Raw genomic sequence first — 12715 nt, 5'->3', positions numbered from 1 at the left:
GGCTAAAAATGAGATCTCATATAAAATCATATGGAGTAGTTCCTTATCTTGTAAAAGGTAATAATATAAAAATATTATTATGTAAATCTGTTGCAAGTAAAGATAAATGGGGTTGCCTTAAAGGAACTAAAACTAGTAAAGAAAGTGCTTATGAATGCGCTAAAAGAGAGTTTATTGAAGAGAGTTCAATTAATGTTGATATTGCTTTATTTGAGAACTATTTTGAGCAAATTAATATAGATAAAGATGTTGGAATTTGGCTAGTAAATGCAAATAATATTGAAAATTTAGAACAATATTTTGTTGATGATACTTTAAAAAATAGCTATTTATCTTGGGAAAATTCAAAAGTTAAATTTTTTTCTTTAAGTAATTTACCTAGAATAAAAAATAAGCAAATAACTTTAATAAAAGAAATTAAGGATTTTTTGAAAAATAAGAATCTACACCATTAGCAATTCCATTTGCTAATAATTGTTGATATGCTTTATCATATAATCTTTTACTTTCTACTGGATGTGAAACATATCCTAATTCTACAAGAATAGAAGGCATTTGAGCACCTACAAGAACCCAGAATGGTCCTTCTCTTACTCCTGAATCTTTTATATCTTTATATTTACTTCTTGCTGATTGTAAAATTCCTGATTGTACATCAATTGCAAATTTATGTGATGCAGTTATTCTTGGACGATTTAAAGATTCTAAAAATACATCTTTTGATGAAGCACTCATTTCTCTAATATCAGTTTTATTTTCTAGTGCAGCAACTCTTTTTGCTCTTTCATTTCTTGCAGGACTTAAGAAAAATGTTTCAATTCCATCAACCTCATTTGCTTTTTCTTTAGGAACTGCATTTGTATGAATTGAAATAAATAAATCTGCATTTTTTTCATTTGCTAAAACAGTTCTATCCATAACTTTTATAAATGTATCATCATTTCTTGTCAAATAAACGGTATATCCTCTTTGTTTTAAAAGAGCTCCCACATATTTTGTAACATTTAAGTTAATAACTTTTTCATATCTATTATTTGGTCCAACAGCACCAACATCATCAGCACCATGTCCTGCATCAAGTACAATTACTTTATTTTTTGATTTAGATTCTGATTTTATAGATGAAGAGATAGAACTTGGAAGATTTAATGGTGCTTCTTTGGTTTTTGAAGATTCTTTTTTATTTGGAATTACAGTTGCTACATTTGTATTTGATAGTTGATTATTTATAGTGATAATTAATTCTCGAGGAGCTAAAGAATATGTAATTTTTGTATTTTCTTTATTAGAAATTTTAATATTTACACTGTCTTTATTATCATTTACAGAGATAGTATCAATATTATTTATTTCCAATTTTGTAGGCATTGTATATTTATATTTACCTGCTATATCAAAAGAATATACATAATTGTTAGCAATTTTTTGTGATGTTTGTTTTATATCATTTTTTACATAATTTTTATTGAATTTTACTACTATTTTATTTTCATTTGTAGAAATAGAACGAATAGAGTTTATTGTATCAATATTTATTTGTTCTGTTTTTAAGATATTATTTTCAGGTTCATTTTTTGCAAGAACTTTTTCTTGCACTTGATTTTTTACTACATTAGATGTTGTAACTTTTTTATTTGTTTTTGAATTTGAAGAGATTTGTCTTCCTAATAAAATTTCAAGTTTCTTTTTATCAGGTCTTACATCTTTATTTAATTTTTCACCAATAGATACAATATTTTTTAATTCGTCAATTTTTAATTGTTCATCATTTTGCATTACAGCTTTTAGGTAATTCATTTTTGATGAATGATATTGTTCATTTAAGCTACTACTTGATTCGGCACTAAGTAGTAAGTTAAAAGTTAGAGTGATGAGAATAAAAAATTTTTTAAAAATTTTTATTCTCCTTTTGTTAATTTTTCCATTAGTTCTTTTACAGATATAATTTTTTCAATTCTGTACCCATTTGAACCTGAAAAGAATAAACCTGTTTCTACATCACCTTTATATGCAGCACCTAATCTATCTGCAATACAGTAACCTACAATTTTAGCTTCATGTCCTCTATTGCAAGGAGCAACGCAGTTTGATACACATTGAACTTTTGGAGCAGTTTTATTTACAATTGAAAATTGTAAATTAGTCATAACTCCTCTTGCAGGAAGTCCAACAGGTGATTTCATTAACTGAATATCTTCAGCTTTTGCATTTAATAAAACATTTTTAAAGTTTGCATCAGCATCACATTCAAAAGTTCCTATAAATCTAGTTGCCATTTGAACACCTGTACAACCCATTTTTATAAATTTATCAATATCATTTTTATCCCAAATTCCACCAGCTGCAATAATTGGAATATTTCCCCAATTTTTGGCTTCTTCAATAATTGGTCCAATAATATTTTCTAATTGAAATTCTTCTTGTGCACATTGTTCATATGTAAATCCTTGATGACCACCACTTAATGGACCTTCAACAATTATTGCATCTGGAAGTTTATTATATCTTTGCCATTTTTTACAGATTAATTTTAATGCTCTAGCACTTGAAACAATAGGAACAATTGCAACATCTGGAAAATCTTTTGTAAATTCAGGCATATTTGTAGGTAATCCAGCACCTGTAATAATTATATTTGCACCAGCTTCACAGGCATCTCTTACAACTCTTCCATAATCGTTAATTGCATACAACACATTACATGCAATTGGTGCATCTCCACAAATTTTTCTTGCATTTGCAAAAATTTCAAAAAGTGAATCTCTACTATAAAAATTTAAAACATCTTTTGGTTTATCTTTTTTTGTAACAATATGAATATTTTCACTTATATTTTTATAATAACCAGTCCCAACAGCAGATATTACACCTAATCCACCTTCTAAACTAACATTTCCAGCTAATTGGTCCCAGCTAATTCCTACACCCATTCCACCTTGTATAATTGGATGTTTTATCTCATATTTTCCTATTTTCACAACTAGCCTTTCTATTTTATTACTATCTTAGCGAAATTTTTTTTACCTTTTTGTAAAATGTATTCGCCAGTTTCTAAATTTAACTTATCATCATCTATTTTTTCTTGATTTATTGATACTGCATTTGCTTTTATATCTCTTCTTGCTTGAGAAGTTGAATCAACAAGTTTACTATCAACTAACGCTTGACAAACCCAAATTGGAGCTTCAAATACAAATTCAGCCATATCTGTTGGAATATCTTTTTTAGCAAAAACTCTTTCAAACTCTTCTTTTGCTTTTTGTCCCTCGCCCTTTCCATGGAATCTTTCTACTATTTCCATAGCAAGTTCTTCTTTTATTTTTTTAGGGTGTAAAGTTTCATTTTTTACACCTTCTTTAATTTCATCAATCTCTTTTAATGATTTAGAAGATAATAATTCAAAATATCTCCACATTAATTCATCACTAATTGATAATATTTTCCCAAACATATCAAAAGGTTGGTCTGTTACACCAATATAGTTACCTAATGATTTAGACATTTTTTGAATACCATCAAGACCTTCTAAAATAGGCATCATTAAAACTGCTTGTTGTTTTTTACAGTTATATGCTTTTTGTAAAGTTCTTCCCATTAGAAGGTTGAATTTTTGGTCTGTTCCACCAAGTTCAATATCTGTATTCATTGCAACTGAATCATAACCTTGAAGTAAAGGATATGTAAATTCACTTAATGCAATAGGTGTATTACTAGCATATCTTTTTGAAAAATCATCTCTTTCTAACATTCTAGCTACCGTTAAATTTGAAGCAAGTTGAATAAGTCCACCTGTTCCTAACTCTTTTAACCAAGTTGAATTAAACATTACTTGTGTTTTTTTAGGGTCCAAAATTTTAAAAACTTGTTCTTTATATGTTTCTGCATTATTTAAAACTTGTTCATTACTTAAAATCTTTCTAGTTTCACTTTTCCCTGTTGGGTCACCAATAGTTGCTGTAAAATCTCCAATTAAAAATTGAATAATTCCTCCAAATTTTTGGAAAGTTGCTAGTTTTTGAATAAGAACTGTATGTCCTAAATGTAAATCAGGGGCTGTTGGGTCAAATCCAGCTTTTATATAAAAATTTTCACCAGTTTCAAAATATTTTTTTATAAGTTTCTCTATTGCTTCAATATCAATAATTTCAGATGTTCCTCTTTTTATCTCACTTAATGCTTCTTGAACTTTTTTTTCCATTAATTTTTTACCCTTTAATTATTTGTTATAAGCATCTTTTTTTGAATAAAATTCTATAACTTTTACTTTTCTTTCTATTATTTTTCTAACTTCTTCTATATTTGATTTGTTTATTTCAAACTCAATATAACAGTATTGTATATATGAGTGAGTTTGTCGTCCAAACTCTACACCTAATATATAAAACTCATATTCAGCCATATAAGTTAGTACTTTTGCTAATTCACCTTTTGTATTTGGAATACTAATTACCATTTTATATTGATAAACTGTATCTATTGTCCATTTACAAAAAAGCATTTGTTGATTTGTTTTTATTTTGTCGTAGGCTTTATCACACATTTTATGATGAATTATAGCTTCATTACCACTTCTAAAAGCAACAATATCATCACCAAACTTTGGATGACAACAATGGTCAAATGATACAGAACTTATACTGAAATTTGAATTTATTAAAACATTATCAAATTTATATTCTTTAATTTTACTAGTTAATATTTTAAATCTGGTCATTAAACCTTTATGACTTATTATTTTTTTCTCAATTATCTGTTTAGTATGTTTAAAAAAATCTAAAATTTGTGGTATTTTATGTGGAGATTCTATTGGATATATTTCTGTAATATCATCAGAATATCTCGAAAATACAGTATTTATAATATTCTTTCCAGATAATTCGTCTATCTCTTTTTGTCTATGTGTACATAAAAATTTAATTTGTTTTTTTGCTCTTGAAGTTTTTACCATATCCATCCAAGAACATCTAACAATAATCTCATCACCTAATTCAATAGATACAATATCTGTACTTTTTAATTCAGTTAAAAGAGGTTTTTTTATTTTATTAATATAACATCCAATTGCTTTTTTCCCAACATTACTGTGAACTGCAAATGCGAAATCATAGGCTGTTGAGCCAACCGGTAGCATAAATACTTCACCTTTTGGTGAATAAACAACAATTTCTTGAGTATACAAATTGTCTTTTGCATCTTGGTAAAACTCTTCTACATTTTCATTTGAAAACTCTAAAGATTTTAACCAGTTAAGATTTGTAGTATTTTTAGCTCCAGATTTGTATTTCCAATGTGCTGCAATCCCAAATTCTGCGATTTTGTTCATCTCAAAAGAACGAATTTGAATTTCATAAATTTTAGAATTATAAAATATTGTAGTATGTATCGTTTGGTAACCATTTTCTTTAGGAGTTGCTACATAATCTTTAAATCTTGAAATTAATGGTTTAAATTCTAGGTGCATATATCCTAAAATTTTATAACAATCAATATCATCTTCAACTAAAATTCTAATTGCAAATAAATCTAAAACTTCATCTATTGAAATCCCTTTTCTTTGCATTTTTAAATAAATTGAATAATGATGTTTTATTCTACTGTAAATTTTAATTTTATTTAAATCATAGCCATTTTTTTCTAAAAGGTTTTTTGTTGTAGAAATAAATGTATTAAAAGTAAGTTGCATTGCACTTTGTTGCTCTCTTAAAAAATTATCAATCTTTTTATATTCATTTGGATAAATATAAAAAAATGCCAAATCTTCTAAAGCATTTTTTAAAGTAGAAATTCCTAGTCTATTTGCAATAGGAACATAAACAACTAAAGTTTCTTCGGCAATTCTTTTTTGTTTATTTGCAGGTAAAACACTAAGTGTTAACATATTATGCAATCTATCACAAAGTTTTACGATTAAAACTCTAACATCATCTATTGAGGCTATTAACATTTTTCTAAAAGTAAGTGCAGAAGATATTATTTTAGAATCACTAGCATCAATTGAAGTTATAAATTCATTTTCTCTAATTTCAACAATTTTAGTTAATCCATCAACCATATGAGCAATATCACTGCCCCATCTCTCTTTTATGAAGTCCAAAGAATAATTAGTGTCTTCTACTACATCATGCAATAATGCAGTTGCAATAATTGCTTCGTCTTTTGAAAAATGAGCTGTAATAGAGGCAACTAAAATTGGATGAACGCAATATGGTTCTCCACTTTTTCTGTATTGACCTTCATGGGCTTCTATTACAAAATTAATTATTTCACTTAGTTTTTCAGATATTTCTGTTTGAGTATTTAGTTTGTTAATTGCATCTTCAACATTGTTTATATGTTGAATTTCTTTGATAAATGGATCCATAGTATATTAGACTTTAAAGATAAGCTTTTGGCTCATCTTTATTTCTTGTCCACAAAACCTTCTATTCTTAGTAAGCCACTTGCAATTTCATCAATTGCAATATCAGTATATTTCATTTTTTGAGTATTTTGTTCTAATAATGGTTTTGCACCTTTACTTAATTCATCCGCTCTTTGTCCAACAGCGATTGCTAAAATATATCTGTCATTGTCAACATATTTTAAAGCTTTTGATATTCTTTCTTCTAATCTCATCATAAGTTATCCTTTTGTATTTAATTATTAACTAACTATTGAACATCTACTATAATCACCTAAAATGATTTTTAGTAAGTTTCCTTTTTCATTCATATTTGCAACAACTATAGGAAGTTTGTTGTCTTTAGCAAGTGCAATGGCTGTATCATCCATTACTTTAATATGGTCTTCTAATGCTCTATCATAAGATAAAGTTTCTAATTTTTTAGCATCTGGATATTTCATTGGATCTCTGTCATAAACACCATCAACTTTTGTAGCTTTTATTAACATACAAGCCCCAATTTCAGTTGCTCTTAAAGTAGCTCCTGTATCAGTTGTGAAATATGGATTACCTGTACCTGCACCAAAAATTACAACTCTTCCTTTTTCAAGGTGTCTTGTTGCTTTTCTTACAATAAATGGCTCAGCTATTTGCTCCATTTTAATTGCAGTTTGTAATCTTGCACTTAAACCTTTGTACTCCAATGCTTCTTGCATAGCAATACCATTAATTACAGTTCCTAACATTCCCATGTAATCAGCACTTGTTCTTTTAATAACACCATCAGCTGCTGCTGTTACTCCTCTGATTATATTTCCACCACCAATTACAATACCAACTTCAATACCGTTTTCAACTAAACTTTTTATCTCTTCAGCAATATAATCTAATATTTGAGTATCAATACCATAACCTTCAGCACCAGCCAATGCTTCACCAGAAAATTTTACAAGTACTCTTTTGTTCATTATGCATATCCTTCTATAATTTTTGGATTTTATCTAAAAAATCATTAACAAATACTTAGCTTAACGCCCATTCGTAAAATGGAATTATATTTATTTTCAATTTTGGATCAGATATTTTTTCATTGTTAGAAATTGTAATAATATTTATCTCATTTATTTCAAATTCATTAGCATTTTTAATAATTTTTTTTAGTGCATTATTCATTAAAAATCTATTAAAAAATGGAATAGGTATGATTGCAATATTTTTTGATTTAATATAAAAATCAATACTATCTAAATAATAAATATCTTTATATTTATGTACTAATTCTAAAAATATCATATTAGAAAACTCATTTTTAAACTTTTTTACATGGGAAATTGCATTTAAAAAAGAGTGATTATAACAATATATTTTTTTTACAGATTTTTCTTGATTGTATTTTTGTAAAAAATAGATAGATTTATTATTTTCATAAATTTTACAAGTTTCATAAAACTTATCTTTTGATATTTTGATTTTTGATTTTAAAGTGTTAAATAGTTGAAATAAAGACTTTTTTTCATCTATATTTTCAATTAAAATTTTAAAAATTTCATATTGAGTTTCATTTTTACATTGTAATTCTATTATTTCTTGTAAACGATTTATTTTTTTGTGATCTTCATAATTAATTAATTCAGGAATATTTCCAAATTTTAGAAAACTATTAAAACTTTGAGTTATATTTTGATGTCTATTATCATGTAGTAAATACTCTTCAAAATCTAAAGCAGAAATTATTATATTTTTGAAACCTTTTAGATTTATAGGTGTTTTGGTAGAAATAATAATATTTTCACAAGTTGGAAGTTCAAAATCAAAATCAAAATTTTCTAATACTAAAACAGTAATTTCATTCATTTTTATAAATTTTTCTAAATTTTTACTAACTTCACTAGCATCATTTCTTAAATCTGAAAAATCAATATAAAGATAATCTTTGGGTTTAAAAGTAGATAAAAAGTCATAAATAAGATAACTCTTTCCCGTTTTAAAAGCACCACTTATTAGAGTTTTTGATTCAGTTATTTTTGTTTTTCGCTCCATGAAATTAACTTTTGAGAAGTTAATTTCATAACAAGCTTCTAGTGTTCTCATTTTTTATTTTGTATTAAAATGATTGCTTCTTTGATTGCATTTACATAACTTTTTGTATTTATTTTTTCATGTTTATAAGCAATATTAAAAGCAGTTCCATGATCAACAGAAGTTCTAATTATTGGAAGATTTAAACTTACATTTATACTTTGGTCAAAATATAAAGCTTTAAGTGGAGCTAATCCTTGATCATGATACATTGCAACAAAATATTTAAAGTTTTTTCTTGAAAGTGGTGAAAAAGCAGTGTCAGGAACTAATGGTCCTTTGAAAATATCTTTTTCCAAATATTTATTTGCTTTTTTTATAGCTTTAATTATTTGTTCTTCTTCATTTCCTAATACACCATTATCACTTGCATGGGGATTTAGTCCTAAAACACCTATATTATTACTTTTTGTATTTTTATAAAAATCAATTAAAAAAGTTGTTAAATCTTTTTCATTTATTTTTTTTGCAACTTTTTTAAGTGGAATATGTTCTGTAAAAAGCCCTACAAACATTTTTTTACAACCAAGCATCATAATTGCATTTTTATCAAAATAATCTCTTAAAACTTCAGTATGACCTTTGTATTTTATATTTGCTTTACTCCAAGATTCTTTATTAATTGGAAGTGTACAAATTGCATCAACTTCTTTTTTATTGGCCAAATTAATTGCATCTATAAATGAATCATAAGAATATTTTCCTGCTTTTTTTGAAACAGTTCCCGCTTCTAAATCAAAGTTACCCTTTGTTTCAAATAGTTTAAAATTCTCTGGAACAGCAATTTTTAATTCATAACTTGCAAGTTTTAGCATTTTGTTATTTATACAATAAATTGGTTGGCAGATTTTTGATATTTTTTCATGACATCTTAAAGCTATTTCAATTCCAATACCATTTAAATCACCTATACTAACAGCTATTTTTGGTTTTAAATCAGTCATTTTTAATTAACTCTCTCATGTCAATAATTGCTTTATTTAAACCTGTAAATACAGATCTTGCAATAATACTTTGTCCTATATTTAACTCTTCAATTTCAGGTATTTTTGAAATAAGTGTAACATTTTGATAGTTTAATCCATGTCCAGCAGCTATTTTTAGATTTAATTTTTTTGCTAATTTTGATGAAGTTTCTATTTCTTTAATTGCTTTAGTTAATTTGTTTTTTAACTCTTCTTTACTTAATTCTAACTCTTTTATACTGTGATGCGTTGAAGATAAGTTTGAATGAATCATTGCATAAACATTGGCAAAAGTTCCAGTATGTAACTCCACCCATTCAACTTCCAGTTGGCTTGAAAGTTCTATAATTTCTTCATTTGGGTCAATAAAAAGTGATACTTCAATCTCATTTTCATGAAGTTTATCTATTACTTTTTGAAGTTTTTCAAAATTTCCTTTAACATCAAGTCCACCCTCAGTTGTAACTTCATTTCTATTTTCAGGAACTAATGTTGCCCGTGCAGGTTTTAGTTTGCAAACAATATCAATAATTTCAGGGTTAATTGAACACTCCAAATTAACAGGAAGTGATGATTGCTGAATAATGGCAATTGCATCATTGTCATGAATATGTCGTCTATCTTCTCTTAAATGAATAGTTATTTGATTCGCACCTGCAAGTTTGCAAATACTAAGAGCATCAAGTGGATTTGGATCGTTGATTTTTCTAGCTTCTCTCAAAACTGCAATGTGATCAATATTTACACCAAGTAGCAATTTATATCCTTTAATATTGGCTTTTTCTATGAAATAATAGCCAATATTAAATAAAGAAGTCTTTGTGGGATTTTTTAGATTATGATAAATCTTTTAGTGTTGCAATATTTGCAGCTAGTTTATTTTGAACTTCTAAATATTCATCTTCAGGATTAGAATCTGCAACAACTCCTGCACCTGCTTGAAATATTAAAGTATCATGTGTAAGCATTGTAGTTCTAATAGTAATTGCACTATCCATATTTCCATCAAAACCAAAATAAGCAATACTTCCTGAGTAAAAATTTCTTTTAATTCCCTCAAATTGAGCAATTAATTCCATAGCTCTAATTTTTGGAGCGCCAGTCATTGTTCCTGCTGTAAAAGTTGCTGCAAATAAATCAAACATATCATACTTATCATCAATAATTGCTTCCACATCTGAAACAATATGCATAACATGAGAATATCTTTCAATTCGCATTAAATCAGTAACTTTTACAGTTCCTGGTCGTGCAACTCTTCCCACATCATTTCTTCCTAAATCAACAAGCATTAGATGTTCAGCTCTTTCTTTTGCATCGTTGATTAGTTCATTTTCCATTTCAAGGTCTTTTTCTAAAGTTCGACCTCTTTTTCTTGTTCCTGCAATTGGTCTTAAAAGAAGATGCCCATCAACAAGTCTTATCATAACCTCAGGAGAACTTCCAGCGATTGAGAAATTTTCAAATTGTAATAAAAACAAATATGGACTAGGATTTTTACTTCTTAATGCTCTATAAAAACTAAGATGATCAACAATGGCTTTTTGAGTAAATCTATTAGACATTAAAATCTGAAAAACATCTCCTGATTTTATCATCTCTTTTGATTTTGCAACCATTTCAAAGAACTCTTTTTTTGTAAAGTTGAATTTTCCTTCATCAAGAATAGTTGCTTTTTTTAATGGAGTATATTCATAACTTTTTAAGAGTTCTTTTTCTATTAATTCTAAATCTTTTTCTTTTTCATTCATGGATGTAATAATCACAAGTTTTGAAGTTTTGTGTGAAAATCCAAGAATTATTTTGGGTCTTATTAAATCTAAATCGGGAATATTTAGTTCATCAACTAATGAATTCATAGACTCTTTTAATTTAGGTTCAAACTCTTTTCCAATGTCATATCCAACATTTCCAATGAATCCATCAATTAGACCAATTCCTAATTCTAAAGATTTGTTTTTGTAAAGTTCTTTATCGAAATTTTTATAATATCTTTTTAAAAAAATTAATGGATTTGATTCAACTGTAGAAATTTCTTGTTGTTCATTTTTATAAAAGCAAGTTCCATTTTCATACCAAACTCTTTCTCTATCCCCAATAATAATATAAGAATAATTTCCAGTACTTGAATTAATAGTACTTTCAAATAAAAATGTTATTTCATCTTTATATAAATTCTTTATTTTTTCATATATTGAAACAGGTGTAAATTGATCTAAAAACAGTTCTTTGCTATAAAAATTCATTAATGTCACTTTTTCTAAAATTTAACTACAAATGCACTTGTAACATTTAGTTTTTGTTTTACATCTTCAACACTTTCACTTGCTGCTGCTTTTGAACTATAAGGACCAATTAATACTTTATTATAAGCTACACCGTTTACTGTGTCTTGATATATTTTATATTTTAATTTTGCATTTCTAATTGTGCTTACATAACTATCTGTTGGTTTTTTTGTAAATGCTCCAATTTGAATAAAATATCCACTTGACATACTAGTTGATACTGTATTTTCAGAATGAGTTTCTACTAAATCTTTAATAGAAGATTTTTTTGTCTCTACTTTTTTTGTAACAATTTCTTCTTTTTGTGTTGAAACAGGAGTTGTAGATACTTTTTCTTTTTGTCCAGAAGATTTACTTCTTTCAACTTTTTTTATAGTTTGATCAATTGCTTCATCTGAAATTCCTGTTGATTTTGAATTATAACTTTCAGCTTCTTTTTGTAGGTTTTCAAAAGCTTGTAGAGTATTTGAATCTTCTGCTTTTTCATTATTTTGAGATTTTGATGCTGAGTTATGAACTTCTGGTGCCATTGGTTCATTTGTATCTTTTTTTACTCTCTCATTAATAATTTTTTGAAAATTTTCTTCAATATTATCACTATCTTGTAGTTTTTTCATTTCAGTAGAACTAGCACTATTTGATGTAAATTGGTCTTCTTTGGGAGCATCACTTGTTAATAGTCGTATAATAATTATAGTTAGTAAAAATAAAACTACAAGAACAATACCTAATATTAGATATTTTTTCTTATTATCTTCATTTGCATTAGATGAACCCAGCATAATATTATCAAGCTCATGTTCATTTGGTTCAACATTATTATTATAGCTATTGCTATTATAATCATTAGTATTGTTTCTTTCCAAAATAACAGAGTCATTATTAATTGACATTTCTACTTCTTCAAGTTCATTTAATTTTCGTTCTAATTCTTCTCTTTCTTGCTGAATTTGAACTTTTTTTACAAACTCTTCACCTTTTATTTGCATAACATATCCTTA

At 26.8% G+C, this 12715-nt stretch carries 12 protein-coding genes; 1 reads left to right on the top strand and 11 read right to left on the bottom strand.

Annotated features, from left to right (window positions below; all coding sequences use genetic code 11):
• Positions 1–8 precede the first annotated feature (8 nt).
• Positions 9–455 (top strand): NUDIX domain-containing protein, encoded by a 447-nt coding sequence (locus B0174_RS01160; RefSeq protein ID WP_108557799.1) that lies wholly within the window; start codon positions 9–11, stop codon positions 453–455.
• On the opposite strand, the gene B0174_RS01155 is transcribed toward B0174_RS01160, so the two are convergent.
• From B0174_RS01155 to B0174_RS01105, 11 genes are all read right to left on the bottom strand, one after another.
• On the bottom strand, positions 418–1797 hold the full coding sequence (locus B0174_RS01155; protein WP_108557798.1) for an N-acetylmuramoyl-L-alanine amidase family protein: 1380 nt from the start codon (positions 1795–1797) through the stop codon (positions 418–420). The genes B0174_RS01160 and B0174_RS01155 overlap by 38 nt on opposite strands.
• 101 nt (positions 1798–1898) lie before the next feature.
• The gene (locus B0174_RS01150) at positions 1899–2978 is read right to left on the bottom strand and encodes a nitronate monooxygenase (RefSeq protein ID WP_108557797.1); all 1080 of its coding nucleotides are present in this window, start codon (positions 2976–2978) and stop codon (positions 1899–1901) included.
• A gap of 11 nt (positions 2979–2989) precedes the next feature.
• The gene (gene tyrS, locus B0174_RS01145; RefSeq protein ID WP_108557796.1) at positions 2990–4198 is read right to left on the bottom strand and encodes a tyrosine--tRNA ligase; all 1209 of its coding nucleotides are present in this window, start codon (positions 4196–4198) and stop codon (positions 2990–2992) included.
• An 18-nt stretch (positions 4199–4216) separates the two neighbouring features.
• Positions 4217–6361 (bottom strand): RelA/SpoT family protein, encoded by a 2145-nt coding sequence (locus B0174_RS01140; RefSeq protein WP_108557795.1) that lies wholly within the window; start codon positions 6359–6361, stop codon positions 4217–4219.
• 38 nt (positions 6362–6399) lie between these two features.
• The gene (locus B0174_RS01135; protein ID WP_108557794.1) at positions 6400–6618 is read right to left on the bottom strand and encodes a DNA-directed RNA polymerase subunit omega; all 219 of its coding nucleotides are present in this window, start codon (positions 6616–6618) and stop codon (positions 6400–6402) included.
• Between the two features lie 24 nt (positions 6619–6642).
• The gene (gene pyrH / locus B0174_RS01130; protein WP_108557793.1) at positions 6643–7350 is read right to left on the bottom strand and encodes a UMP kinase; all 708 of its coding nucleotides are present in this window, start codon (positions 7348–7350) and stop codon (positions 6643–6645) included.
• A 55-nt stretch (positions 7351–7405) separates the two neighbouring features.
• A complete protein-coding gene (locus tag B0174_RS01125) occupies positions 7406–8473 on the bottom strand; it encodes an ATP-binding protein (RefSeq protein ID WP_108557792.1) in 1068 nt (355 codons plus the stop codon).
• The gene (gene pdxA / locus B0174_RS01120) at positions 8470–9405 is read right to left on the bottom strand and encodes a 4-hydroxythreonine-4-phosphate dehydrogenase (protein ID WP_108557791.1); all 936 of its coding nucleotides are present in this window, start codon (positions 9403–9405) and stop codon (positions 8470–8472) included. Before pdxA ends, B0174_RS01125 begins: the two co-directional genes overlap by 4 nt.
• Positions 9398–10183, bottom strand: a complete 786-nt coding sequence (locus B0174_RS01115; RefSeq protein ID WP_108557790.1) for a pyridoxine 5'-phosphate synthase — start codon at positions 10181–10183, stop codon at positions 9398–9400. Before B0174_RS01115 ends, pdxA begins: the two co-directional genes overlap by 8 nt.
• 79 nt (positions 10184–10262) lie before the next feature.
• A complete protein-coding gene (locus tag B0174_RS01110; RefSeq protein ID WP_108557789.1) occupies positions 10263–11672 on the bottom strand; it encodes an anthranilate synthase component I family protein in 1410 nt (469 codons plus the stop codon).
• Positions 11673–11686: 14 nt separating this feature from the next.
• Positions 11687–12703 (bottom strand): SPOR domain-containing protein, encoded by a 1017-nt coding sequence (locus B0174_RS01105; protein ID WP_108557788.1) that lies wholly within the window; start codon positions 12701–12703, stop codon positions 11687–11689.
• Positions 12704–12715 lie beyond the last annotated feature (12 nt).

It is taken from the genome of Arcobacter caeni (assembly GCF_003063245.1).
In the GTDB taxonomy this organism is placed as follows: Bacteria; Campylobacterota; Campylobacteria; order Campylobacterales; family Arcobacteraceae; genus Aliarcobacter; species Aliarcobacter caeni.
The sequence above is the reverse complement of the archived record's forward strand: the minus strand, read 5'-3'. Positions and strand labels throughout refer to the sequence as shown.